The sequence below is a fragment of the Streptomyces sp. L-9-10 genome (assembly GCF_004151105.1).
In the GTDB taxonomy this organism is placed as follows: domain Bacteria; phylum Actinomycetota; class Actinomycetes; order Streptomycetales; family Streptomycetaceae; genus Streptomyces.
Map to the genome: position 1 here is coordinate 25,984 of NZ_PHRF01000164.1, position 25,332 is coordinate 51,315.

At 70.2% G+C, this 25,332-nt stretch carries 22 protein-coding genes; 10 read left to right on the forward strand and 12 right to left on the reverse strand.

The window, feature by feature from the left end; translation table 11 throughout:
* Nucleotides 1-50 precede the first annotated feature (50 nt).
* Entirely contained in the window at nucleotides 51-2,264 is a 2,214-nt protein-coding gene (locus CU044_RS35600; RefSeq protein WP_129772893.1) for a SpoIIE family protein phosphatase, read from the forward strand.
* On the opposite strand, the gene CU044_RS35605 is transcribed toward CU044_RS35600, so the two are convergent.
* The 3 genes from CU044_RS35605 to CU044_RS35615 form a co-directional block, all read right to left on the reverse strand.
* Nucleotides 2,225-3,304, reverse strand: a complete 1,080-nt coding sequence (locus CU044_RS35605; protein ID WP_165372048.1) for an AI-2E family transporter — start codon at nucleotides 3,302-3,304, stop codon at nucleotides 2,225-2,227. The genes CU044_RS35600 and CU044_RS35605 overlap by 40 nt on opposite strands.
* A 568-nt stretch (nucleotides 3,305-3,872) precedes the next feature.
* A complete protein-coding gene (locus CU044_RS35610) occupies nucleotides 3,873-4,817 on the reverse strand; it encodes a pirin family protein (RefSeq protein WP_129772894.1) in 945 nt (314 codons plus the stop codon).
* A gap of 146 nt (nucleotides 4,818-4,963) precedes the next feature.
* Nucleotides 4,964-5,452 (reverse strand): SseB family protein, encoded by a 489-nt coding sequence (locus tag CU044_RS35615; RefSeq protein ID WP_129772895.1) that lies wholly within the window; start codon nucleotides 5,450-5,452, stop codon nucleotides 4,964-4,966.
* 163 nt (nucleotides 5,453-5,615) lie between these two features.
* Here CU044_RS35615 and CU044_RS35620 point away from each other — a divergent pair, with 163 nt between their 5' ends.
* From CU044_RS35620 to CU044_RS35630, 3 genes are all read left to right on the forward strand, one after another.
* On the forward strand, nucleotides 5,616-7,442 hold the full coding sequence (locus CU044_RS35620) for an acyl-CoA dehydrogenase (RefSeq protein WP_129772896.1): 1,827 nt from the start codon (nucleotides 5,616-5,618) through the stop codon (nucleotides 7,440-7,442).
* Nucleotides 7,443-7,729: 287 nt separating this feature from the next.
* Nucleotides 7,730-9,031, forward strand: coding sequence for a M18 family aminopeptidase (locus CU044_RS35625; RefSeq protein WP_129772897.1), 1,302 nt, complete (start codon nucleotides 7,730-7,732; stop codon nucleotides 9,029-9,031).
* A gap of 105 nt (nucleotides 9,032-9,136) precedes the next feature.
* Nucleotides 9,137-9,364 (forward strand): DUF6458 family protein, encoded by a 228-nt coding sequence (locus CU044_RS35630; RefSeq protein ID WP_129772898.1) that lies wholly within the window; start codon nucleotides 9,137-9,139, stop codon nucleotides 9,362-9,364.
* Between the two features lie 41 nt (nucleotides 9,365-9,405).
* Here CU044_RS35630 and CU044_RS35635 read toward each other — a convergent pair whose 3' ends face one another.
* Nucleotides 9,406-11,262 (reverse strand): NHL domain-containing thioredoxin family protein, encoded by a 1,857-nt coding sequence (locus CU044_RS35635; protein ID WP_129772899.1) that lies wholly within the window; start codon nucleotides 11,260-11,262, stop codon nucleotides 9,406-9,408.
* A gap of 233 nt (nucleotides 11,263-11,495) precedes the next feature.
* On the opposite strand from CU044_RS35635, the gene CU044_RS35640 reads away from it, so the two are divergent.
* Entirely contained in the window at nucleotides 11,496-11,990 is a 495-nt protein-coding gene (locus tag CU044_RS35640) for an LURP-one-related family protein (protein WP_129772900.1), read from the forward strand.
* A gap of 109 nt (nucleotides 11,991-12,099) precedes the next feature.
* On the opposite strand, the gene CU044_RS35645 is transcribed toward CU044_RS35640, so the two are convergent.
* On the reverse strand, nucleotides 12,100-12,915 hold the full coding sequence (locus tag CU044_RS35645) for a carbon-nitrogen family hydrolase (protein ID WP_129772901.1): 816 nt from the start codon (nucleotides 12,913-12,915) through the stop codon (nucleotides 12,100-12,102).
* Between the two features lie 170 nt (nucleotides 12,916-13,085).
* On the opposite strand from CU044_RS35645, the gene CU044_RS35650 reads away from it, so the two are divergent.
* Nucleotides 13,086-13,910, forward strand: coding sequence for a maleylpyruvate isomerase family mycothiol-dependent enzyme (locus CU044_RS35650; RefSeq protein ID WP_129772902.1), 825 nt, complete (start codon nucleotides 13,086-13,088; stop codon nucleotides 13,908-13,910).
* Between the two features lie 165 nt (nucleotides 13,911-14,075).
* On the opposite strand, the gene CU044_RS35660 is transcribed toward CU044_RS35650, so the two are convergent.
* Entirely contained in the window at nucleotides 14,076-15,377 is a 1,302-nt protein-coding gene (locus tag CU044_RS35660; RefSeq protein WP_129772903.1) for an MFS transporter, read from the reverse strand.
* On the reverse strand, nucleotides 15,374-16,048 hold the full coding sequence (locus tag CU044_RS35665) for a GntR family transcriptional regulator (RefSeq protein ID WP_129772904.1): 675 nt from the start codon (nucleotides 16,046-16,048) through the stop codon (nucleotides 15,374-15,376). Before CU044_RS35665 ends, CU044_RS35660 begins: the two co-directional genes overlap by 4 nt.
* Nucleotides 16,049-16,286: 238 nt before the next feature.
* Here CU044_RS35665 and CU044_RS35670 point away from each other — a divergent pair, with 238 nt between their 5' ends.
* Together CU044_RS35670 and CU044_RS35675 are read left to right on the forward strand one after the other, a co-directional pair.
* The gene (locus CU044_RS35670; RefSeq protein WP_240046033.1) at nucleotides 16,287-17,219 is read left to right on the forward strand and encodes a serine hydrolase; all 933 of its coding nucleotides are present in this window, start codon (nucleotides 16,287-16,289) and stop codon (nucleotides 17,217-17,219) included.
* Between the two features lie 211 nt (nucleotides 17,220-17,430).
* The gene (locus CU044_RS35675; protein ID WP_240046034.1) at nucleotides 17,431-18,408 is read left to right on the forward strand and encodes a serine hydrolase; all 978 of its coding nucleotides are present in this window, start codon (nucleotides 17,431-17,433) and stop codon (nucleotides 18,406-18,408) included.
* Nucleotides 18,409-18,429: 21 nt separating this feature from the next.
* Here CU044_RS35675 and CU044_RS35680 read toward each other — a convergent pair whose 3' ends face one another.
* The 3 genes from CU044_RS35680 to CU044_RS35690 all read right to left on the reverse strand — a co-directional run bounded on the left by CU044_RS35680 (nucleotide 18,430) and on the right by CU044_RS35690 (nucleotide 20,457).
* Complete coding sequence (locus CU044_RS35680; protein ID WP_129772906.1) at nucleotides 18,430-18,612, reverse strand: DUF397 domain-containing protein; 183 nt, start codon at nucleotides 18,610-18,612, stop codon at nucleotides 18,430-18,432.
* Nucleotides 18,605-19,489: a helix-turn-helix transcriptional regulator gene (locus CU044_RS35685; RefSeq protein WP_240046035.1), complete on the reverse strand. Its 885-nt coding sequence runs from the start codon at nucleotides 19,487-19,489 to the stop codon at nucleotides 18,605-18,607. The genes CU044_RS35680 and CU044_RS35685 overlap by 8 nt, the downstream gene beginning before the upstream one ends.
* 596 nt (nucleotides 19,490-20,085) lie before the next feature.
* Entirely contained in the window at nucleotides 20,086-20,457 is a 372-nt protein-coding gene (locus CU044_RS35690) for a helix-turn-helix domain-containing protein (protein ID WP_129772907.1), read from the reverse strand.
* Nucleotides 20,458-20,550: 93 nt separating this feature from the next.
* Between CU044_RS35690 and CU044_RS35695 the strand changes: the two genes are divergently transcribed.
* Complete coding sequence (locus CU044_RS35695) at nucleotides 20,551-21,390, forward strand: NAD(P)H-binding protein (protein WP_129772908.1); 840 nt, start codon at nucleotides 20,551-20,553, stop codon at nucleotides 21,388-21,390.
* Nucleotides 21,391-21,785: 395 nt separating this feature from the next.
* Nucleotides 21,786-22,772, forward strand: a complete 987-nt coding sequence (locus tag CU044_RS35700) for a hypothetical protein (RefSeq protein ID WP_129772909.1) — start codon at nucleotides 21,786-21,788, stop codon at nucleotides 22,770-22,772.
* A gap of 105 nt (nucleotides 22,773-22,877) precedes the next feature.
* On the opposite strand, the gene CU044_RS35705 is transcribed toward CU044_RS35700, so the two are convergent.
* A complete protein-coding gene (locus CU044_RS35705; RefSeq protein WP_129772910.1) occupies nucleotides 22,878-24,335 on the reverse strand; it encodes a dihydrolipoamide acetyltransferase family protein in 1,458 nt (485 codons plus the stop codon).
* Between the two features lie 14 nt (nucleotides 24,336-24,349).
* Nucleotides 24,350-25,330 (reverse strand): alpha-ketoacid dehydrogenase subunit beta, encoded by a 981-nt coding sequence (locus CU044_RS35710; protein WP_129772911.1) that lies wholly within the window; start codon nucleotides 25,328-25,330, stop codon nucleotides 24,350-24,352.
* Nucleotides 25,331-25,332 lie beyond the last annotated feature (2 nt).

Sequence of the window (25,332 nt, forward strand, 5' to 3'; positions counted from 1 at the left end):
GACACCCCCCTCGGTGGCGTTTACTCAACACATATTCATAAAGTGGGACAATGCGCACCGAGGATGTCCTGGCCGCGATCGCGACCGGCCTATGGCGCTGGGAGAACGCGTCCGGCACGGTCACCCTCGACGGGGAGGCGGCCCGGCTGCTCGGCCTGCCCGAAGAACCCGTGACCCTCACCGAATCCGCCACGCGCGCCCGTTTCCATCCCATCGACTGGAACGAGATCGACGGCATCGTGAACCTCGCGCTCGCCGAGGAGACCCTGGCCGAGGCCCGGCTGCGGGTCGTGGACGAGAGCGGCCGGGTGCTCCGTACCGTACGGGTCAGGGCCAGGCCGACGGTCACGTCACCGGCCGAGGGGGAACGGGACTACGAGCTGGTCGGCACCGTCCAGGCGGTCATCGAACCCCGGCCGGGCACCACCGTCGAGCGCACCTCCCTCACCGGCGACTGGCGCCGCTCCCGCGAGGCCTTCCTGCTCGACGCGGGCCGCGCGCTGGCCGAGGCGCGCTCGACCGCCGAGGTGCTGCGGGTCGCCGCCTCCCTCTCCATGCCCGGATTCTCACCGGACGGTCTCGCGGTCTACGGCGTCTCAGGCGAGCGGCTGACGATCATCGGCCACCACGGGCACGCCCCGGAGGACTCGGCCCCGTTCGAGGGCATGACGGTGGACACCGACTACCCGGCGGCCGAGGTCGTACGGACCGGCCGGGCCATCTATCTGCCGACCCCGGAGGCGTACGCCTCCCGGTACCCCGCCACCTGGCGGTACGTGGAGCACTTCGGCCGCCACTCCTGGGCCTTCCTCCCGCTGATCGTCGCGGGCCGCACGCTGGGCACCTGGATGGCCGCCTTCAAACACCGGGTCGCGTTCTCGCCCGACGAACGCTCCGTCCTGACGACGGTGGCCCGCATGCTGGCGCAGGCACTGGCCCGCGCGGGCGTCGCCGAGACCGAGCGCGAGCTGTCCCTCGGCCTCCAGCGCACGATGATGCCGACGCTCGGACCCGAGATCCCCGGTATGACGGTGGCGGCCCGGTACGTACCGACCGGCGGCGGGCTCCAGGTCGGCGGCGACTGGTACGACATGATCCCGCTGCCCGGCGGCACGGCGCGCTCCGAGGGCCGCTGGGGCGGACGCTTCGCCCTGGTCATCGGGGATGTCCAGGGCCATGACGTACGGGCCGCCGGCCTCATGGGCCAGCTGCGGATCGCCCTGCGCGCGTACGCCTCCGAGGGCCACCGGCCGGACGCGGTGCTCTCCCGCGCCTCCCGCTTCCTGGCCGGTCTCCAGCACTACCCGGGGCGCGACGGCGGCACCCTCCCCGGCGGCGGACCGCGCACGGACGCGGGGGCCGCCGTGATGGACGAGTGGTACTCCGTGGCCGGCCCGCGCTTCGCGACCTGTCTCTATCTGGAGGTCGACCCGGAGAGCGGCACGCTCGACATCGCCCGCGCGGGCCATCCCGACCCGGTGATCCGCACGGCGGACGGGACCGCGTTCATCCGGCAGACCGAAGGCGGGCTGCCGCTCGGCATCGAGGCCGACTCCGACTACCCCACGACCCGGCTCGTCCTGGGCCCCGGCGAGACGCTCATGCTCTGCACGGACGGGCTCATCGAGACCGGCGGGCACGATCTCGCCACCGGCTGGACGCGGCTGCGGCCCGTACTGGAGCAGGACAGCGGCGAATCCCTGGAGAAGCTCGCCGACGCCCTCATCCAGGCCGTGCACGGCCCCACCTCGCACTACACGACCGGACCGCTCGCGGACCGCCGCGAGGACGACATCGCGCTCCTGCTGCTCTCCCGCGACCTCGCGCCCGCCCGGCTCGGCGGCGGGATCCCCCGGCGCACCGCGCTGACCGTCGCCCAGGCCGAGCCCGAGCGGATCGCGGGCGTACGGCGGCAGTTGCGCGAGCTGCTGCACGACTGGAGGGACGAGGAGCAGATCGACTCCGCGGAGCTGATGGTCTCCGAGATGATCACCAACGTCCTCGTGCACACCGACGGCGACGCCCTGCTCGTCGCGGAGGCGCGCGGCGAGCTGGGAGACCGCCGGCTGCGCGTCGAGGTCGCCGACACCAGCGACGAACTGCCGCACCGCAGGCGCCCCGGAGAGCTGGCGTCCAGCGGGCGCGGCCTGGTGCTGATGGAGGTGCTGGCCGACGCCTGGGGCGTGGACCCGCGCGGCGAGGGGAAGTCGATCTGGTTCGAGCTCTACGAGTGCGGCGGAACGGAACCCGAGGCGTCGTCGTAGACGCCGTAGCGGTCCCTCAGCTCGGACAGGACACCGAACGCGGCGGCCGTCAGCGGTACGGCGAGCAGCATCCCCAGAATCCCGGCCACGCTGGCGCCCGCCGTGATCGCCAGTATCACCACCGCCGGGTGCATCTGGACCGTACGGCTCTGGATCATCGGCTGGAGCACATGCCCCTCCAGCACCTGCACGGCGAGCACCACCCCCAGCGCCCACAGCCCGATCACCCACCCCCGGTCGGCGAGCGCGACCAGCACGGCGACGGCGCCCGAGATGAACGCGCCGAGATACGGGATGTACGCCCCGACGAAGACGAGCGCACCGAGCCCGATCGCGCCGGGGACGCGCAGGATCAGCAGGCCGACGGTGATGCAGACCGCGTCGATGAGAGCGATGACTGTGGTACCGCGCATGAACCCCTCGACGGCGCCGAACGCCCGGCGGGCCATGGCCTCGACGGTATCCCCGGTCGTCCGCGGCGCGAAGGACCTGAGCGCGTCGGCCGCGCGTTCCGAGTCGCGCAGGAAGAAGAACATCAGCAGCAGCGCGAGCACGGCGGTGGCGATCAGCTCGCCGACGACACTGATCCCGGTGAGCACCCCGGAGGCGGCGGTGGCGCCGAACTTCCCGAGCAGCTCCTTGCCGTTCTTCGCCAGATCGTCGAGCGAGGTCCCGGCGGCGCCGAAGTGCCGGGCCATGTCCTGCGCCGCCTGCCGCAGCGAGGTCATGATCTGGTCCCCGTTGTCGACCAGCGCGCTCACGACGATGTACCCCGCGCCGCCGACCACGGCCACGACGGCGACACAGGTGAGCCCGGCGGCGAGCGACCGGTTGAGCCGCAGCGCGACGAGGCGGCGGTAGAGGGGGCCGAGCAGCGCGGTGCCGAGGAGGGCGAGCAGTACGGGCGTGACGGCCGTCTTGAACGTGACGACCAGCCAGATCGCGACGGCCCCGACCCCGGCGATCACCAGCACCACACCGCACCAGGCGGCGAGGCGCCGGGCGCTCTCGGGGAGGACGGACGACGGCGAGATCTGCACGCTCCCACCCGACCACGCGGGAGGAGGCCTGTCCCCCGTTGGCCTCCGCGCGGGTGACGGTCGCCTCCCGGCGGGGGGTCGTGGTCCGGGGTTCGTTTCGGCTCGGGCCGGTGGTTGTGTGCGGGTTGTCGCCGGAGCGGTGCGCCCGCGGCGCGGGGTGCGTCGTGGTGCCGGGTGCCGGGGCCTCCGGAGGTACATGTCCGGACGGCATGATGTACGGCGCGACTCTGCCCAGTCGTTGGTTCGGGCGTCCGTGCGCCACACATCACGCTTCAGTGTCCGTACACGCACCTCCTCCGCCCCCGACCCCCTCCCGCCCGGTGGGCACGCCCGCCCCGCGCACGGACGGGCCTGTCGGTGACGGGCGGTGAAGGGGGGCGCGCAGGGGTCGTGTCCGGGACGTAGAGCGTGATGTGTGGCGCGCGACCGCCCGAACCATCGTCAGGGCAGCTACGCGCCGTAAATCATGCGGTCCCGGGCGCGCGCCCCGGAGCGCCACCCGGCGACAACCCGCACACGACCACCGGCCCCCGCCAAAGACGACCGCACCGCACCCCGCAACCGCCGGCTACGCCGGCACCGTGCCCAGGCGCCCCGCCTGGAAGTCGTCGAACGCCTGCTTGAGCTCCGCGTGACTGTTCATCACGAACGGGCCGTAGTGCGCCATCGGCTCCCGGATCGGGCGCCCGCCCAGCAGGACGACCTCCAGGTCCGGCGTGTTCCCGTCCTGGGACTCGTCCGCGCGCACGCTCAGCGCGCCGCCCGCGCCGAACACCGCCGTCTGCCCCATGTGGACCGGACGCCTCTCCGTACCGACCGAGCCGCGCCCCGCCAGTACGTACGCGAGACCGTTGAAGTCCTCGCGCCACGGCAGGTTGATCTCCGCACCCGGCCGTAGCGTCGCGTGGATCATCGTGATCGGGGTGTGCGTGATGCCGGGACCCTCGTGTCCGTCCAGCGCGCCGGCGATGACGCGGAGCAGCGCGCCGCCGTCGTGCGAGGTCAGGAGCTGGACCTGGCCGCCGCGGATGTCCTGGTACCGGGGGTCCATCATCTTGTCGGACGCCGGGAGGTTCACCCAGAGCTGGAGGCCGTGGAACAGCCCGCCGGACATGACCAGCGACTCCGGCGGAGCCTCGATGTGCAGCAGGCCGGAGCCCGCCGTCATCCACTGGGTGTCACCGTTCTGGATGGTGCCGCCGCCACCGTTGCTGTCCTGGTGGATGAAGGTGCCGTCGATCAGGTACGTGACGGTCTCGAAGCCTCGGTGCGGGTGCCACGGCGTGCCCTTGGGCTCGCCCGGCGCGTACTCCACCTCGCCCATCTGATCCATCATGATGAACGGGTCGAGGTGCTCGTACTTGATCCCCGCGAAGGCGCGACGCACCGGGAAGCCCTCACCCTCGAAACCGCCGGGCGCGGTCGTGACGGCGAGTACGGGGCGGGCCACGGCGTCGGCCGGGGCCGCCACCCGGGGCAGGGTCAGCGGGTTGTCGACGGTCACTGCGGGCATGAGGGCCTCCTTGATGATTCAACGTTCAATTTAGTTGAACAGTGAACATCTGGCAAGGCGCACCGCATTCCCGAGGGGCGGGACATGAGTACGCCGCGGCCGGAGGGGCCGCGGCGGAGGAGGAGCCGGGAAGGAAGGGACAGGACCTAGCCGTACATACGGCGCATCGCGAAGTCCACCATCTGTTCGACCGCCTTCGCGTCGAACACCATCCGGTGGTCGCCCTCCATGTCCAGTACGAAGCCGTATCCCGTGGGCAGCAGATCGATCACCTCGGCGCCGGTGATCACGAAGTACTTCGACTCCTTGCCCGCGTACCGCCGCAGCTCCTTGAGCGTGCTGAACATGGGGATCACCGGCTGCTGCGTGTTGTGCAGCGCCAGGAACCCGGGGTTGTCACCCCGCGGGCAGTAGACCTTCGACGTCGCGAAGATCTGCTGGAAGTCCTCGGCCGACAACGACCCCGTCGTGAACGCCCGCACGGCGTCCCCGAGCGACGGCGGCGAGGGCTCCGGATACAGCGGCTGTTCGCCGTATCCACCCGCGCCGGGGCCGCCCATCGGCTGCTGCTGCGGCTGCTGAGGCGGGTGCGTGTACTGCTGCTGAGCGCCCGGGTTCTGGTCGTAGCCGTACATGAGCGCAAGAGTACTGAGGAATGGTGCCCGGGGGAGCCTCGTCGACCTCGTCACAGTCTCCCGGACGGGGTTGCGCCTTATTACCCATGGGTAGCATCATCGTAGCTACTTACTGGTACGTGTATGAGGAACCCGCCTCCCCGATCCTTACGGAGTCGTCGCCATGGGGCACTACAAGTCGAATCTGCGCGACATCGAGTTCAACCTCTTCGAGGTCCTCGGACGCGACAAGCTGTACGGCTCCGGACCGTTCGCGGAGATGGACGTGGAGACCGCCAAGAGCATCCTCGAAGAGGTCACGCGCCTCGCGGAGAACGATCTCGCGGAGTCGTTCGCGGACGCCGACCGCAACCCGCCGGTCTTCGACCCGGAGACCAGCACCGCTCCGGTCCCGGCCGCCTTCAAGAAGAGCTACCAGGCGTACATGGACTCCGAGTACTGGCGTCTGGGCCTGCCGGAGGAGATCGGCGGCACGACCTCGCCGCGCTCCCTGATCTGGGCGTACGCGGAGCTGCTCCTCGGCGCGAACCCCGCCGTGTGGATGTACGCGTCGGGCCCCGCCTTCGCCGGCGTCCTCTTCGAGGAGGGCAACGAGGCGCAGAAGAAGGTCGCCGCGCTCGCCGTCGAGAAGCAGTGGGGCTCCACGATGGTCCTCACCGAGCCGGACGCCGGCTCCGACGTCGGCGCGGGCCGTACCAAGGCCGTCGAGCAGGAGGACGGCAGCTGGCACATCGAGGGCGTGAAGCGCTTCATCACCTCCGGTGAGCACGACATGTCGGAGAACATCCTTCACTACGTCCTCGCCCGCCCCGAGGGCGCCGGCGCCGGCACCAAGGGCCTGTCGCTCTTCCTCGTACCGAAGTACGAGTTCGACTGGGAGACCGGCGAGCTGGGCGAGCGCAACGGCGTCTACGCGACGAACGTCGAGCACAAGATGGGCCTCAAGGCCTCCAACACCTGCGAGATGACCTTCGGCGACCGCCACCCCGCCAAGGGCTGGCTGATCGGTGACAAGCACGAGGGCATCCGCCAGATGTTCCGCATCATCGAGTTCGCCCGGATGATGGTCGGCACGAAGGCCATCGCCACGCTCTCCACCGGCTATCTGAACGCGCTGGAGTACGCCAAGGAGCGTGTCCAGGGCCCCGATCTGGCGCAGTTCATGGACAAGGCCGCGCCCAAGGTCACCATCACGCACCACCCCGATGTGCGCCGCTCGCTGATGACGCAGAAGGCGTACGCCGAGGGCATGCGCGCCCTCGTCATGTACACCGCCTCCGTCCAGGACGAGATCGCCGTCAAGGAGGCCGAGGGCGAGAACGCGAAGGCGCTGCACGGGCTGAACGATCTGCTGCTGCCGATAGTGAAGGGCTACGGCTCGGAGCGGTCGTACGAGCAGCTCGCGCAGTCCCTCCAGACCTTCGGCGGCTCCGGCTATCTCCAGGAGTACCCGGTCGAGCAGTACATCCGGGACGCCAAGATCGACACCCTCTACGAGGGCACGACCGCGATCCAGGGCCAGGACTTCTTCTTCCGGAAGATCGTCCGCGACCAGGGCCAGTCGCTGAACACGCTGGCCGAGGAGATCAAGACGTTCCTGGCCGTCGGCACCGGCGGTACGGAACTGGCCCCGGCCCGTGAGGCGCTCGCCAAGGCCGCCGCCGACCTGGAGGCGATCGTCGGCCGGATGCTGACCGACCTGACCTCCACCGGCGAGGACGTCAAGAACATCTACAAGGTCGGGCTGAACACGACGCGGCTGCTGATGGCCTCGGGCGATGTGGTCGTCGGCTATCTGCTGCTGCGCGGCGCGGCCGTGGCCGCCGAGAAGCTGGAGACGGCCGCCGCGAAGGACGTGGCGTTCTACCAGGGCAAGATCGCGGCGGCGAAGTTCTTCGCCGCGAACGTCCTGCCGGACGTCTCGACGCAGCGCGCACTCGCCGAGTCCGTCGACGGCTCGCTGATGGAGCTGGACGAAGCGGCCTTCTGACCCGACCCGAGCCGACCTGGCGCCTCCGGGCTCAGACGGCAGGACACCTCCGCAGGCAGGACACCTCTCTCCGGGAGGTGTCCTGCCGTCTGTTCCTCGCGGGACGTTCCTCGCGGGACGTCCCGCCGTCCTGTCCCTTTGCCCACCCCCTCCCCGCCCGTTCTCCCCCTCCGCCCGCCCGCTTCTCGTGCCTGTTCTCCCCATGTGCGGAGCTTGTCCCGCCCAGTTCTGTGCCGTTCCAACCGGTGGCGGGCCCGGTGTCGGGGCCCGTCGTTATGGTGAACCCCATGAGCACTTCCACCCGCTTCGACCGCGGCCACACCGACGACCTCATCTCCTTCTTGACGGCCAGTCCTACGCCGTATCACGCGGTGGCCAACGCCGCGGAGCGGCTGGAGAAGGCGGGCTTCCGGCAGCTGCGCGAGACGGACGCCTGGGACGGATCGGCGGGCGGGCGGTTCGTGCTGCGCGGCGGTGCGATCATCGCCTGGTTCGTACCGGAGGGCGCGGAGCCGCACACCCCCTTCCGTATCGTCGGCGCCCATACGGACTCGCCGAACCTGCGGGTGAAGCCCCTGCCGGACACCGGCTCGTTCGGCTGGCGCCAGATCGCCGTCGAGATCTACGGCGGAACGCTGCTCAACACCTGGCTCGACCGCGATCTGGGCCTCGCGGGCCGCATCTCCCTGCGCGACGGCACGCACCGGCTGATCAATATCGACCGCGCCCTGCTCCGCGTCCCGCAGCTGGCCGTGCACCTGGACCGCTCCGTCAACACCGACGGCCTGAAGCTGGACCGGCAGCGGCACATGCAGCCGATCTGGGGCCTCGGGGATCCCCGGGAAGGCGATCTGATCCGCTTCGTCGCGCAGGAGGCGGGGATCGACGCCGCGGACATCACCGGCTGGGACCTGATGCCGCACGCGATCGAGCCGCCCTCCTACCTCGGCCGCGACCGCGAGCTGCTGGCCGGGCCCCGGATGGACAACCTGCTGTCGGTGCACGCGGGTACGGCGGCGCTGGCCGCGGTCGCCACGTCCGGCGCCGCCGAGCCGCTCCCGTACATCCCGGTGCTCGCCGCCTTCGACCACGAGGAGAACGGCTCGCAGTCGGACACCGGCGCGGACGGGCCGCTGCTCGGCACGGTCCTCGAACGCTCGGTGCTCGCCCGCGGCGGTACGTACGAGGACCGGGCGCGGGCCTTCGCCGGCACGGTCTGCCTGTCGTCCGACACCGGCCACGCCGTGCACCCGAACTACAGCGACCGCCACGACCCGACGCACCACCCGCGCGCCAACGGCGGCCCCATCCTCAAGGTCAACGTCAATATGCGGTACGCGACGGACGGCAGCGGCCGGGCCGTGTTCGCCGCCGCCTGCGAGAGGGCGGGCGTGCCCTGGCAGTCGTTCGTCTCCAACAACTCGATGCCGTGCGGCACGACGATCGGCCCGATCACCGCCGCGAGACACGGCATCCAGACCGTCGACATCGGCGTGGCGATCCTGTCGATGCACAGCGCGCGCGAGCTGTGCGGCGCGGACGACCCGTATCTGCTGGCGAACGCGCTGGTGGCGTTCCTGGAGGGCTGAGCGCGCCCCGGGCCGGACTCCCACCGCCCGCATGGCTGTTACGGACCGGGGTACGCGAATTCCCGTGGCCCTGACAGCCACCACTCACACGAGGAGGCGGGATTCATGGGCATAGGCGGATGCATCGCACTTATCGCGGTGGGAGCGATCCTCACGTTCGCGACCGACTGGGAGATGGAGAGCGTCAATCTCGACCTGGTCGGTCTGATCATGATGGTGGTCGGCATCATCGGGATCGCCACCTTCACCAGCATCGCCCGCCGTCGGCGGGCCATCGTCCCGCCGGTCGCCCCGACCGTGGTGGAACGGGACGACCGGGGCCGGGGCTTCTGACCCGCCGGACCACGCGCTGCCGGCCTACGCGCCGAGGTGGCTTACGCGTCCAGGCCGGCCAGGACGAGTGTGAGCCGGGACGTTCCCGTGCCGTCGACCCGGACGGGCACGCCCCAGTCCTGCTGATGGACATGGCAGGCCGGGTACTCGTTCGCCGGGTCGTCGTCGCAGGAGGCGGCCATCGCGGACACGTGCAGCACGCCCTCGGTGACACCGTCGGCCAGCACCAGTTCGCGGTGGAGGTCCGTACCGGCGCCGCCGCCCTCCGCCAGCAGTTCGGGCGGGGTGGCGGAGACCAGCAGCCGGGTCGAGGGGCCGTAGCGCGTGTCGAGCTTCTGGCCCGTCGGCGCGGTGAAGACGACGTCCAGCCTGAGCGCACCGGGGGCGACCTCGGTGGCCGCCCGCTGGGTGCGATGGGCGACGGCCTCGACATTGACCGCCTCGTCGGGCAGCCGCAGCCGGGTCAGCCGGTGCCGCGCGGATTCGACGACGACGATGTCCTCGCCGACGAGCACGGCGTCGCTCGGCTCGCGCAGATCCGTTGCCAGCGTGGTCACTTCACCGGTCGCCGGGTCGTAGCGGCGCAGCGCGTGGTTGTACGTGTCCGAGACGGCGACCGAGCCGTCCGGCAGCGCGGTGACGCCCAGCGGGTGCTGGAGCAGGGCCTGTCCGGCGGCGCCGTCGCGGTGACCGAAGTCGAAGAGCCCGGCGCCGACGGCCGTACGGATCACGAATCCGCCGCCGTCGCCCTCGCCGTCGCCCTCGCCCGCGCGCTCCACGTAGCGCAGGGCGCTGGTCTCCGAGTCGGCGATCCACAGCCGGTCCCCGGCCGCCGCCAGCCCGGACGGCTGGGCGAACCACGCCTCGGCGGCGGGCCCGTCCACCAGCCCCTCATTGGTGGTGCCGGCCGCGACCCCGACCGTTCCGGTGGCCGGGTCGTACGTCCACAGCTGGTGGACCCCGGCCATCGCGATCCAGACCCGGTCCGCCCACCAGGCGACGTCCCACGGCGAGGAGAGATCCACCTCCAGGGCGGGCCCCTCGGTCGGTGAGCCCTGCCACCACTGCCTGCCGGTCCCCGCGACGGTCTCGATCGCGCCGCTCGCCGGGTCGTACGTCCGCAGCGCGTGGTTCACGGTGTCCGCGACGATCACCTTGCCGTCCGGCAGCAGCGCGAGCCCCTGCGGTTCGCTGAAGGAGTCCGGGCCGAAGCCGCGCACGCCGGTGCCGATCCGGCGGACGACCGTCTCGCCGTCCGCGTCCAGCTCGACCAGCTGATGCCGGGTGGAGTCCGAGACGAGGAAGTGCCCGCCGGGCAGCACCAGCGCCTTCCCGGGGAAGCGCAGATCGGTCGCGACCGGCTCCGGCGGTACGTACGGACCGTCCCCGCGCCGCAGCGTTCCCTTGGCGGCGTGCTCGGTCTCCAGCTCCTCCACCAGCTTCGCGATGGCGTGCGCATGCCCCTCACCCGCGTGCTGGGCCACGACATAGCCCTCGGGATCGATGACGACCAGCGTCGGCCAGGCGCGTACGGCGTACTGCTTCCAGGTCGCCAGCTCGGGGTCGTCCAGCACCGGGTGGTGCACCTCGTACCGCTCGACGGCGTCGACGACGGACTGGTGCTCGGCCTCGTGCACGAACTTCGGGGAGTGGACACCGATGATCACGACCGTGTCCCGGTGCTTCTCCTCCAGCTCCCTCAGCTCATCGAGGACATGCAGACAGTTGATGCAGCAGAACGTCCAAAAATCGAGAATGACGATGCGTCCGCGCAGGTCGGCGAGGGTGTACGACATCTCGCCCGTATTGAGCCAGCCGCCCTTGCCGATCAGCTCGGGGGCACGGACACGGGCGCGGCGGGACGGGGGTGAGGCGGGAACGGGGGTCGCATCGGTCATGAAACAAGGGTGCCACCACCGAAAACGCCCCGGCCGTCAGGGCTCCCGTCGGGCCGCGTGTGAGGCCGACGCCCACGTGTGCGGGGCGCGGGCCGGGGGCACTCGGCGGAGCGGCACCCCACAACCGCGCGCGCCGCACCTCGCACACGGCCGTACGCGTGCGCCCGCGCTCGTATGCGTGCACCTGCGCCGCCGCCGACCGCCGTATCGGCTCCCTCGGGTACCCGTCCTCCATGAGATATCTCGTGCGCGACAAGATCTTCGCGATCGGCGACGACTACTGGATCGAGGACGAGCACGGCCGGCGGGCCTTCCGCGTCGACGGCAAGGCTCTGCGCCTGCGCGACACCCTGGAACTGAAGGCGCCCAGCGGCGAGGTGCTGATCACGCTGCGCCAGAAGCTGCTCAGCCTGCGGGACGCCATGATCATCGAGCGGGACGACCGGCCGCTGGCGACGATCCGCAGAAAGCGGCTCTCGCTGCTGCGCAATCACTACCGGGTCGCCCTGGCCGAGGGCACCGAGCTGGATGTGAGCGGGCGGATCCTGGACCTGGAGTTCGCGATCGAGTACGACGGCGAACTGCTGGCCCATGTCTCGCGGCGCCGGCTGCGGATGCGGGAGACGTACGGCGTGAATGTCGTACGGGACGACGCGGACCACGCGCTGCTGATCGCCGTCGCCGTGTGTGTGATCAGGATGGCGGAGAAGGAACACGAGGACATCTGAGGAGATCGGGGGAGCGAGGGGCCGACGGGCCGGGGGCCGAGGGGCCGAGGGGCCGAGGGGCCGAGGGGCCGAGGGGCCGCAGCTCACTCGGCCACGAGCGGCCACCGGCCTACCGCGTCACGCTCGGCGTCTCCAGTCCCAGCCTGCGGTCCTTCAGCGCGGGGAAGCGTTCACGGGTCGTCGCGACCGTCCCCGGGTCGAGGTCCACGGTGAGGACCTCCTCGTCCGTGCCCGCCTCCGCGAGCACCTCGCCCCAGGGGTCCACCACGATGCTGTGCCCGGACTGCTCCACCCCGGCGTGCGTACCGGCGGTCGCGCAGGCCAGGACGTACGCCTGGTTCTCCACGGCGCGTGCGCGGGTGAGCAGCGTCCAGTGCGCGCGCCTGCGGGCGGGCCAGCCGGCCGGGACGACGAGTGTCTCGGCGCCCGCGGCGACCAGCCCCCGGAACAGTTCGGGGAAGCGCAGGTCGTAGCAGGTGGCGAGGCCGAGAGTGGTCTCCGGCAGCCGGACGGTGACCAGTTCGCCGCCCGCGCCCATCAGCGTCGCCTCGCCCTTGTCGAAGCCGAAGCGGTGGATCTTGCGGTACGTACGCACCAGTTCACCGGCGGGGGAGAGGACGAGCGAGGTGTTGTAGAGGGTCCCGTCCGGGGCCTGGCCGTCCTCGGCTCGTTCCACGATGGATCCGGCGTGCAGCCAGACGCCCGCGTCGCGCGCCGCCTCCGACATCTCCTGGAACGTGGGCCCGTCAGGCGACTCCGCCTCGTCGGCGAAGGACTCGTACGCGAAGGCCCCGACCGGCCAGAGCTCGGGAAGCACCACCAGATCGGCGCCGCGCTGCTCCCGTACCAGCGCCGCCGCGCGCCGTCTGCGCGCGTCGACCGATTCATCCGGTTCTACTGCGATCTGGATCAGCGAGGCGCGCACAGTACCACCGTCCTGGCATTCGAGCCGTCAACACGGGCCTACGATCGTCACACGAAAGCACTGCCGGGGTGCCACCGGGCAGCGTAACTTAGCTGCCAAACCTCCCACGCAGACCGCAGCCCGCCCGCCAGCAAGCCAGCCCGCGTACCGCAGAACCGCCGAGGGGTCCCGTGACCGTCCATCCCAGCCTTCAAAACTACGCCGATGCCTGGACCCACTCCATCGAAGCCATAGCCGAGCTGGTGCAGCCGCTCGTCGAGGGCGAATGGAACCGCCGCACACCGTGCCCCGGTTGGTCCGTACGAGACATCGTCTCGCATGTCATCGGCCTGGAATGCGAGATGCTCGGGGACCCGCGGCCCATCCACTCGCTGCCGCGCGACCTCTACCACGTACGGGACGACCACACCCGTTACATGGAGATGCAGGTCGACGTACGGCGCCACCACACCGCGCCGGAGATGACCTCCGAGCTGGAGTACACGATCATCCGCCGCAACCGGCAGCTGCGGAACGAGAACCGCTCCCCCGACACCATGGTGCGCGCCCCGCTGGGCGCCGAGTGGACCCTCGAAGCCGCCATGCGCGCGCGGGCGTTCGACATCTGGGTGCACGAACAGGATCTGCGTACCGCGCTGAACAAGCCCGGCAACCTGGACTCACCGGGCGCGATCGTGACCCGCGACGCGCTGCTGGCCGCGCTGCCGAAGGTCGTCGCCAAGAAGGCGGGCGCGCCGCCGAACTCTGCGGTCGTCATCGATGTCAGCGGCCCGGTGGAGTTCCTCCGTACGGTCCGGGTGAACGCCGACGGACGCGGTTCGGTGGACGGGTCCCCCTCGCTCGGTCCCGTGGTGACGCTCGCGACGGACTGGGAGACGTACTTCCGGCTGGCGTGCGGACGGGTGCGGCCCGCGGCGGTGGCGGACCGCGTCAAGATCGACGGTGATCTGGACCTGGCCGAGGCGATTCTGCGGGAGTTCGCGGTCACGCCGTAGGGCCGGGCGCGGCGGCGAGACCACGAGCAACGCATCCCACCGGCCGGGGCCGGCCCGGCCCCGCGTCTGCGCCCGGCCCCGCGTCTGCGCCCGGCCCCGCGTCTGCGTCCGCGCTCGGGTCCGCGCCTGCGTCCGCGTCCGCACCCGCGGCCCTGCGCAGGGGCGTCAGGCCGGTACGTGCACGGCCTCCACCCGGCTCGCCACCAGCCGCTCGCGCTCCCGGCGCGCGGTGCGGTTCCGCAGCCGCAGGATCTGCACGACCCCGATCGCCTGGAGAACGAACACGGTCGAGAACGCGATCCGGTAGTTGCCGCCGGTCGCGTCCAGCAGGACGCCGACCGCGAACAGCGTCGTCATCGAGGCGGTGAAACCGCCCATGTTGACGATTCCGGAGGCCGTGCCCTGACGCTCCGGCGGGTTCGCGGGCCTGGCGAAGTCGAAGCCGATCATCGACGCGGGTCCGCACGCGCCCAGGACCGCGCAGAGCGTGATCAGCAGCCACATCGGGGCGTGGTCGCCGGGGTACGCGATCGTCACCGCCCAGGCCAGCGCCGACGCCCCGACGGTCCCCAGGGCCAGCGGCGCCCTGGCCGCGTGGTGGCGGGCGATGACCTGCCCGTAGACCAGCCCGACGACCATGTTGGAAAGCACGATCAGGGTGAGCAGTTCACCCGCGACGGCGCGGGACAGCCCCTGCGCCTCGACGAGGAACGGCATCCCCCACAGCAGCAGGAAGAACATCGCCGGGAACTGGGTGGTGAAGTGCACCCACATCCCCAGCCGGGTACCGGGTTCGCGCCAGGACGCGGCGATCTGCTTCCGTACGTACACGGCACCCGCGTGCTCGGCGGGCGGCGGCTCATGGCCCTCCGGGTGGTCCTTGAGGAAGAGCAGCAGCAGGACGAGGACGAGGACCCCGGCGAGCGCGCTGCCCGCGAAGGTCGTGGTCCAGCCGAGACCGTTCAGGGTGCGGGAGATGAAGAGGGTGGAGACGAGGTTGCCCGCCATCCCGAAGAGCGCGGCGACCTGGGCGATCATCGGCCCGCGCCGGGCCGGGAACCAGCGGGTGCCGAGCCGCAGCACGCTGATGAAGGTCATCGCGTCACCGCAGCCGAGGAGCGCGCGGGAGACGAGGGCGGTGCCGTACGAGGGGGAGAGCGCGAAGCCGAGCTGCCCGAGGGTGAACAGCACGACGCCGATGGTCAGCACCTTCTTGGTGCCGAGCCGGTCGACCATCAGGCCGACGGGTATCTGCATGCCCGCGTAGACGAGCAGCTGAAGTATGGAGAACGTCGACAGGGCCGAGGCGTTGACCCCGAACCGGTCGGCGGCGTCGAGGCCGGCCACGCCCAGGCTGGTACGGAAGATGACGGCGACGAAGTAGACGGCGACGCCGATGCCCCATATCCAGGTGGCACGGCGCCCGCCGGGTGGATCGCCGGGGAGGGTGACCGAGGCGGCACTCACCGGGCCTCACCCCTGACCAGCACCTTGACCCGGCTGACATGCCGGCGCAGACACTGCGCCGCGCCGTCCGCGTCGCCGGTTCTGATCGCGTCGAGCATCTCGGTGTGCTCGGTGATGTTCTTGGCGATGCGGTCGGGGTGCGCCTCCAGCACGGCGACGCCCATCCGCAGCTGACGGTCCCTGAGCTGGTCGTAGAGCTTGGAGAGGATCTCATTGCCCGCGTGGCGCACGATCTCGGCGTGGAAGCACCGGTCGGCGACGGCGACGGCGGCGAGATCCCCGTCCTCGGCCAGCCGCCGCTGCTCCTCCAGCACGTCCTCCAGCCGCGCGATCAACCGCGCGGACGCCGGTACGGCCTTCCGCACGGCGAACTCCTCGACCAGCAGCCGGGTTTCGACGACATCCGCGATCTCCTGCGCGGAGACGGCGAGCACGAGGGCGCCCTTCTTCGGATAGAGCTTGATCAGCCCCTCGACCTCCAGCTTGAGCAGCGCCTCCCGCACGGGCGTACGAGACACCCCGACGGCTTCGGCCAGCTCACCTTCGGTCAGCAGGGTGCCGCCCTCGTAACGGCGGTCGAGAACGGCTTCTTTGATATGGCTGTACACACGGTCCGCGGCGGGCGGTTGCTTCACGACAGCGGCAGGGGCAGCGGCAGGGGCGGGTGGCATGCACACAGCTTAGATACAACAGAGGTGCAACGGCATCCACAGTCCGGGATGCGGACACCCCCGTACGACGCGAGGCTTCCGGACCCCGGCCCGACCACCGCTGTGACGTGAGCCACGGAATCGCTCCCCCGTCCCGTGCATCCCTCGGATCCGCTCACGCGTCCAACACTGGGGACCTTCTACCCACACGGTCCCACTCGGTGTTTTCCCTCGCATTCGCGGATTCGGAGCGTTTCTCTTGATACCCACCCTCCCGGGCGCGCGCAGAGCCGCCGTGGTCTCCCTCACCGCCGGTGCCCTCATGGCCGTCTCGGCCCTGGCCTCACCCGCTCAGGCGGCCGCCGCGCCGACCGTCAGCGCCAAGGGCGGGTTCCTGCTCAACCAAGCGACCGGCGCGACGGTCTTCAGCAAGACCGCCGACACCAGGCGCCAGATGGCGAGCACCACGAAGATCATGACGGCCGCCGTGGTGCTCAGCACCAAGGGCGTCGACCTCGACCGCAAGGTGACCGTCAAGCAGGCCTACCGCGACTACGTCGCCAAGGAAGGCGCGAGCACCGCGGATCTGCGGACCGGCGACAAGCTCACCGTCCGGCAGCTGCTGTACGCCACGATGCTGCCCTCCGGCTGCGACGCGGCCTACGCCCTCGCCGACACCTTCGGCACCGGCTCCACCAACGCCGCCCGCACCAAGTCGTTCATCGCCAAGATGAACGCCAAGGCCACCGAACTCAAGCTCAAGAACACCAAGTTCGACTCCTTCGACGGCATCTCGCAGGGCGGGCAGAACTACACCACCCCGCGCGACCTCGCCAAGATCGCCCAGTACGCCATGAAGTACACCAACTTCCGCTCGACGGTGAAGGCCACCTCGTACAAGAGCACGGCCCCGACCAGCACCGGCGGCAAGCGCACCTACACCTGGTACCAGACGAACCAGCTGCTCGGCTCCTACAACGGCGCCGTCGGCATCAAGACCGGCACCGGCACGGCCGCGGGCCCCTGCCTGGTCTTCGCCGCCACCCGCGGCAGCAAGACCCTCGTGGGCGTCGTCCTGAACAGCTCCGACCGCTACAAGGACGCGGCGAAGCTGCTCGACTACGGCTTCGGCTCGTCGACCGCGAAGACGATGAAGCTGCGGTCGCTCCCGTCGGACGCGCAGAGCGACTGATCCGGAGCAGGTGAGAGCGAGGGCCGTGCCGGGGAACGAGACTCCGGCGCGGCCCTTGTTTCGTACGCCGTGTTCGTAGGCCGGATTCGTAGGCCGGATTCGTACGCCGCGTACAACCCAACAGCCCTCCCAGGACGTTCCGTAGATGGCCGCCGTGCACAGAAAGCTCACAGCGGCCTCACTGATTGCCCCATCGATCCGGAGCGTTCCTTTGACACCCACCCCCCGGGCCCGGCGCGCCGCGCAGGCCACCGCCCTGATCGCCCTCACCGCCGGCGCCCTGCTGACGGTCACGACTCTGGCCGCCCCGGCCCAGGCGGCCACGGCTCCGTCCTCCGCCGCGTCGGCCGTGACACCGCCGACCGCCGCCGCTCCGACCGTCGCCGCCAAGGGCGCACTCCTGGTGGACGACGCGACGGGCGCCACGGTCTTCGCGAAGGACGCGGACACCGGCCGCCGGATGGCGAGCACCACGAAGATCATGACCGCCGCCGTCGTACTCGACGCCAGGAACCTCGACCTCGACCGCGAGGTCACGGTCGAGCAGGCGTACCGCGACTACGTGGCGGCGAACGGTACGAGCACCGCCGACCTCCGCACCGGCGACCGGCTCACCGTCCGGCAGCTGCTGTACGCCACGATGCTGCCCTCCGGCTCCGACGCGGCGTACGCCCTGGCCGACACGTACGGCACGGGCGCCACCAGGGAGGCGCGGACGGCGTCGTTCATCGCGCGGATGAACGCGAAGGCGGCGGAACTCGGCCTCGCCGACACCGTGTTCGCCTCCTTCGACGGCATCGGGACCGACACCACCACCCCGCGCGACCTCGCGAAGCTCGCCCAGCACGCGATGGACAACGCCACCTTCCGCACGATCGTCAAGGCCACCTCGTACAAGAGCACCGCCCCGGCGGCGAACGGCGGCACGCGCACCTACACCTGGTACAACACCAACCAGCTGCTCGGCTCCTACGCGGGCGTCATCGGCATCAAGACCGGCACGAGCACGCCGGCGGGCCTGTGCCTGGTCTTCGCGGCGACGCGCGGCGACAAGACGGTGGTCGGCGTCGTCCTGAACAGCACCAACCAGTACGCGGACGCGGCGGCGCTGCTGGACTACGGCTTCGGGACGTCGACGGCGAAGACGATGAAGCTGCGACAGCTCCCGGCGGGGGCGCAGCGCGACTGATCCGGCGGACTCCGGCGAGTCCTACGGCGCGCGCAGGCCGGCCCGGAAGGCGTCCCACGCGGCGGGGGTGACGCGGACGACCGGGCCGGCCTGATGCTTGGAGTCACGGACGGCGACGGTGCGGGGGAGGTTGAGGGCGACCTCTACGCACTCGCCGGTCTGGTTGCTGTAGCTGGACTTCGCGAAGTCGAACCCGTCACTCACTCATTTCCTTCCCGATGCCCTCAATGAGCTGTACAGAGTCATACGGCGAGAGACTAGCCGCGCAGAGGCGTCCGAAGAGCTGTGCATAGGCAGCGCTCTCCTGCTCGCCTTCGACCCAGGCCGTGGAGCCGAGGCCGTCCATGTGAATCACGTCCACCGCTCCCTCCTCGGCGAACGAAAGAATGTTGAACGGACCTCCCATGCCTGGGTAGCCACCCGCCCGAAAGGGCAGCACCTGGATACGCACGTTGCACAGTTCGGTCAGTTCGCGCAGATGCACCAGCTGCTGTCCCATCACCCTGGCGCCGCCGATGGTCTGACGGAGCGCAGCTTCCCAGATGACCGCGTGTACCTGTAGTGGCCGGTCACCGTACAAACGGGCTTGCCGCTTCCGTCGAACCTCCACGACGCGTTCGATGTGATCGATCTCGTCCGGTGAAGTCTCAGGGACAGCCATGGAGCGGGTGTATTCCGGTGTCTGGAACAGTCCCGGAATGAGCGAGAGCTGCCACTGACGCACCTTGAGTGCCACGTCTTCCATGGCGATGTACTCCCGCAAGTTTCCCTGGTCGAGAACACTCCACCAGCCCTTCGCCTTGCGACGATCGCGGTCCAGCTTGGCCAACCGCAGTAGGCCGTGCACAACTTCGGGGTCTTCAACGCCGTACAGCTTGCAAAGCGCGATGATGTCGGGGTCCCGAAACGGCACCCAGCCCCTCTCCATCTTGGCGACCTTGGCCGTCTGCGCGCTGAGAGCCTCAGCCGCGCGGGACTGGTTGAGTCCGGCGGCCTCTCGGAAGGCCAACAACTGGCCCCCCAACTGCCGTGCCAGAACGGTCGATACACGATTTCCCGTGCTCGCGCGCCGCTGCGTCACTGCACGTCACCTCCTGATGCCAGGCACAGTCTGCAACCGTCGTCCAACCGGACACAATCACGCCAACGGGGAGAATTATCTCCAGGATATTGTCCGTCGCCATACGGACCGCTACTTTCGGTACGCAACCGCTCGCACTGCGGCGCCAACTTGGTGGAAGTGCACCGCCCTGCTCTGCGCCAGAGCAGCCCGCGGCATCGCCACCGCCATGCGCACCACGTACGGGCAGACCCGCCGCACACGGAAAGCGGCGCGTCCATGACCCCAGCCCAACACGAGGCGTCCGAACCTGAGTTCCCTCAGGAGCACGAGCCGCACCAGGTCCTGACAGCCGCCGAAGCGGCCTACACGTACACCTGTCACTGCCACCGCGAACCGGTCCACATCACGCTCCGCGCCTCCGAACTGCCCCGCAGACACGCACGCGGACACTGGAGACGGTGACGACCGAGGGGTAGTCGGGCTCATCCGGTGCGTGTGATGGCGGGTGGGGGCCGCCCCTCAGGCTTCAGTTTCGCGGCTCCGGAGCCGGGCCGCCCCACTCCACTGCCGCGCAGGCCACCCACGTCCCGAGGTCGGCACCAGCGGCTTCCACGCTATCCCGCACTGTGCGGCGACAGCCGCCGTGTGATCCGGTCGAACAGCTCCGTCAGCGGTTCGCCGATGTCGCGGCCGAACTCGGTCAGCCCGTAGGTGACCTGGGGCGGCGTCGTCGGCTCGACCTCCCGCCAGACCAGGCCGTCCTGAACCAGCGCGCGCAGGGTCTGGGCGAGCATCTTCTCGCTGATGCCCTGGATGCTCTCGCGCAGCTCGTAGAACCGGAGGTCGTTGCTCCGCAAGGAGATCAGCACCCAGATACCCCACCTGCTGGTCACGTGGTCGACCAGGTCGCGCGCGGGGCAGTCGGTGTGAAACACGTCATACGGCTTCCCCGCCACGGCCTGTCTGCGCTGCACACCTTCCGTCATGTCATGAGCTTACCTCGGGGTATGTCCTTACCAAAAGTTAGCCCAGGCTCCTAGCGTGACGGCCACAGAGGACATCTGACAAAGGAACTGATCATGATCGTGGTGACCGGGGCTACCGGGAATATCGGCCGGCCGTTGACGCAGGCACTGGCCGAGGCGGGCCGACAGGTGACGGCGGTGTCACGGCACACGGCGGCGGTGCCGGACGGCGTCCGCCACGTGGTGGCCGACCTGGCCGAGCCGGCCGGCCTCAAGCCCGCGCTGGCCGGGGCGAAGGCGCTGTTCCTGCTGCTGTCCGGCGACCTGCACGCCACGGGAGCCAACCCTGCCGAGATCATCGGCGAAGCCGCGGCCGGCGGGGTCCGCCGGGTCGTCCTGCTCTCCACGCTGGGCGTGGTGACCAGGCCCTCCGGCCACACGCGGATCGCGATGCGCGCGCTGGAGGACACGCTGCGGGAGTCCGGCCTGGAGTGGGCCATCCTGCGGCCGGGCGGCTTCGCCTCCAACGCCCTGTGGTGGGCCGATTCCATCCGCACGCAACAGGTCGTCGCCGCGCCCTTCGGCGACATCGGCGTGCCGGTCATCGACCCGGCGGACATCGCCGCGGTCGCGGCGGCCTGCCTGCTGGATGACCGGCACACCGGCGGCGTCTACGAGCTGACCGGCCCGGAGGTGATCACTCCGCGCCGGCAGGCGGAGGCCATCGCCACCGCGCTGGGCTCGCCGGTGAGGTTTCACGAGCTCACCCGCGACGAGGCCAGGACCGCCATGACCCAGAGCATGCCGGCGGAGCTTGCCGACGACACTCTGGACATCCTCGGCTCCCCGAACCCGGCCGAGCTGCGCGTCAGCCCGGACGTCCAGCGGGTCCTCGGCCGCGCCCCGCGCCCCTTCGCCGACTGGGCCGCCCGCAATGTCGCCGCGTTCCGCTGAGACTGGTCAGCGCCGCTGAATCCGCTTTCGTTCCCGGACGACCTGTCCGCCCACAAGGGCGCTGTGATCCCAGCGCACTTGTGGGCCTCGACGCCGGGCATCGTGGCGCACCCTTCCGAGTACGGACACGATTCGGCCCCGTCCTCCCCGCCCCAATTTCCTTTGCCATTCAGCGTGTCCGGCGCGCATGTGACCGACAACTGCCGTGCCCCGATCTCCCGCGTCGAACTGGGAAACGAATGCGGGCAGTTGAGCGGTGAGCCGTGGCGGGGTTCGATGTTTACTCCTCCTTTGTCGGCGTGGCTGTTCCGGTGGCGTGCGGAGATATACGTAATTCTGAGTCACGGACCGCGAGGAGCGCGGGCCATGGGGAACGTTCCTGCTGGAGGTAAAGAGTGTCAAGACAGCGTCTAAGGCTGGGAGTTCTCGCCGCCGCGGCCCTGGTTCTGTCGGGTCCTTCGGTTGCTCCGACCGCCGCGGTAACCCCGTGGTCGGTCGGCACGAGCGTCTCCGCGCAGACCGTCCGGACGAGTCCGTCGGCCGACGAGGACCCGGGCTTTGCCAAGAGGCGCCAGGAAGCCCGGGCCAAGGGGCTCATCGACGCCGACGGCAGGGTTCCGGGAAGTCAGCGCCTGGGGGTCCGGGCGTGGCCACGCGATGACACGGGATACCGCATCCAGCCTCGGGACCTGGCGTTCCTCGGGCTGACGCGGCAGCAGGTCGAATGGTGGCGCCACTACCAGGCACCGTTGGGGACGACTCCGAAGCAGTTCAAGGACATGTCCTCGTCCCTGTTCACGGTCCTGTGCTCCGCATGTGAGCGTCCCGAGGACTACGACGTGCGACTCCAGGGGTCATGGGCGTTCTTCTTCTCGGGCCGCCACAAGAACTTCCCGACCGAGCGGGACCTGGCAGGGCAGCCTCTGGCGCTGGAAAGGTTCCGGCAGTGGATGGGCTCCACACCTCCGAGCGAGCGCCCGGCACGCCGTCCATTCGAATCCTTGTACAAACTGGGGGCGCTCGGTGAGAACGGAAAGCCGGTCGGACCCAGCGACGGCGACTTTCACATCTCGTCCGATGTGATGGTGGCCAAGGCCCGGCAGAAATGGGATGAGATGAGGGACGCGGGAAAGCTCAGCGATGAAGATATCCAAAAGGGTTTCATTCACCAGAAGTACAGTTTCGTCAACCGGACGGCGGTTCGGGAGGCATTCCCGGAGCTTGAGAAGTGGGCGACCATGTGGGAGGAGCGGTTGGGGCGTCCTGTCGCTCCTTCACTGTTCCCCAGCTCCGGACCGCCCAACAAGTCTCAGGTGGGGACTGGAGTGTCCACTCATTTCCGGGACTCCGACTGGGTGGTTACGGTCTCGCCGAAGCGCTGACTCAGGGGTCCGGCGCAAGACCCGCAGGACCTGGAGCACCGAGAAGCCCCACGGCCGTGTGCGCGCCGTGGGGCTCCGTCGTCGGGGCACCGGGGCCCCAGGGTGTTACGCCCAGGTGATCAGGCGCTTCGGCTGCTCCAGGATCGCGGCGATGTCCGCCAGGACCTGGGAGCCCAGTGCGCCGTCGACCAGCCGGTGGTCGAACGACAGCGCCAGCGTGGTGACCTGGCGGGGCTTCACCTTGCCCTTGTGGACCCACGGCTGGGGCTTGATCGCGCCGACCGCGAGAATCGCGGACTCGCCCGGGTTGAGGATCGGCGTACCGGTGTCGACGCCGAAGACGCCGACGTTGGTGATGGTCACCGTGCCGCCCTGCATGGCCGCCGGGGTCGTCCTGCCCTCGCGGGCCGTGGACACCAGCTCCCCGAGCGCCCCGGCCAGTTGGGGCAGCGTCTTGTCGTGCGCGTCCTTGATGTTCGGGACGATCAGACCGCGCGGGGTCGCCGCCGCGATGCCCAGGTTCACGTAGTGCTTGAGGACGATCTCCTGATTCACCTCGTCCCAGGCCGCGTTGACCTCGGGGTTGCGCTTGATCGCGACCAGCAGCGCCTTGGCGACGAGGAGCAGCGGGTTGACCCGCAGGCCCGCCATGTCCTTGTCGGACTTCAGCTCCTCGACCAGCTTCATCGTGCGCGTCACGTCGACGGTGATGAACTCCGTGACATGCGGCGCGGTGAACGCGCTGCCGACCATGGCCGCCGCCGTGGCCTTCCGTACGCCCTTGATCGGGATACGGGTCTCCCGGCCGGCCGCCACGCCGGCCGCCTGGGCCGCCGTCGTCGCCGGCTCGGCGGCCGGCGCCTGGCCGGGAGCCGGGGCGAGAGCCACGGCCGCCGGTTCGGTGGCCGCGGCGGGAGCCGTCGCCGCGTGGACGTCCTCGCGTGTGATGATCCCGCCCGGACCCGTCGGCGTGATCGTCGCCAGGTCCACGCCGAGGTCCTTGGCGAGCTTGCGCACGGGAGGCTTGGCCAGCGGACGGGACAGCGGGGGCGCGCCCGCGTGCCCGTTCATCTCCGCCTGGATGGCGGCGGTCGCGGTCTCCGCGGCCGTCGCCTGCTCCGGCACCGAAGTACCCGGAGCGCCCTTGCGCGCGCGCCGCTTCGTGGACGCCTCGGCGACCCCGTATCCGACGAGCACCGGCGTACGCCCCACAGGTTCTGCGGGCTCGGCCGGTGCCTCCGCGGCGGCGGGGGCGGAGGCGGCGGGCGCCGGCTCCCCGCTGCCCGGTGCCACGTCCACCGTGATGATGGACGCGCCGACGTCGACCGTCGTGCCCTCCTCGAAGCGCAGCTCGTGCACCACGCCTTCGTACGGGATGGGCAGTTCGACGGCCGCCTTCGCGGTCTCGACCTCGCAGACCACCTGGCCGTCGGTGACGGAGTCGCCCGGCTGTACGTACCACTTGAGGATCTCGGCCTCGGTGAGCCCCTCGCCCACATCGGGCATCTTGAACTCGCGGTAGCGGGCCGAGGTGCCGGAAGCGGTGGAAGTGTCAGCAGTCATGGTCACGGCACTCCTCAGTACGCGAGCGAGCGGTCGACGGCGTCGAGCACCCTGTCCAGGCCCGGGAGGTACTCGTCCTCCAGCCTGGCCGGCGGATACGGCGCGTGGTAGCCGCCGACCCGCAGCACCGGGGCCTCCAGGTGGTAGAAGCACCGCTCCGTGAGGCGGGCGGCGATCTCCGCGCCGGAGCCGTAGAAGACCGGCGCCTCGTGGACCACGACCAGCCGGCGCGTCTTCTCCACCGACGTCTGGATGGTGTCGAAGTCGATCGGGGACATCGACCGGAGATCGACGACCTCCAGCGACTTGCCCTCCTCCTCGGCCGCCGCGGCGGCCTCCAGACAGACCTTCACCATCGGGCCGTACGCCGCGAGCGTCAGGTCCGTGCCCTCCCTGGCGACCCGCGCACCGTGCAGCGGGCCGGGGATGGCCTCGGTGTTGACCTCGCTCTTGTCCCAGTAACGCCGCTTCGGCTCGAAGAAGATCACCGGGTCGTCGGTCTGGATGGCCTGCTGCATCATCCAGTACGCGTCCGACGCCGTGGACGGCGAGACGATCTTCAGCCCCGCGACATGCGCGAAGAGCGCCTCGGGGGACTCACTGTGGTGCTCGACCGCGCCGATGCCGCCGCCGTACGGGATACGGATCACGACGGGCAGCTTGATCTTGCCCAGCGAGCGGGCGTGCATCTTCGCGAGCTGCGTGACGATCTGGTCGTAGGCGGGGAAGACGAAACCGTCGAACTGGATCTCCGCCACCGGCCGGTAGCCGCGCAGCGCGAGACCGATGGCCGTGCCGATGATGCCCGACTCGGCGAGCGGGGTGTCGATGACGCGGTCCTCGCCGAAGTCCTTCTGCAGACCGTCCGTGACCCGGAAGACGCCGCCGAGCTTGCCGACGTCCTCGCCCATGATCAGGACCTTGGGGTCGGTCTCCAGCGCCTTGCGGAGCGACTCGTTGATCGCCTTGGCGATCGGGAGCTTCTGTACGGCCATGG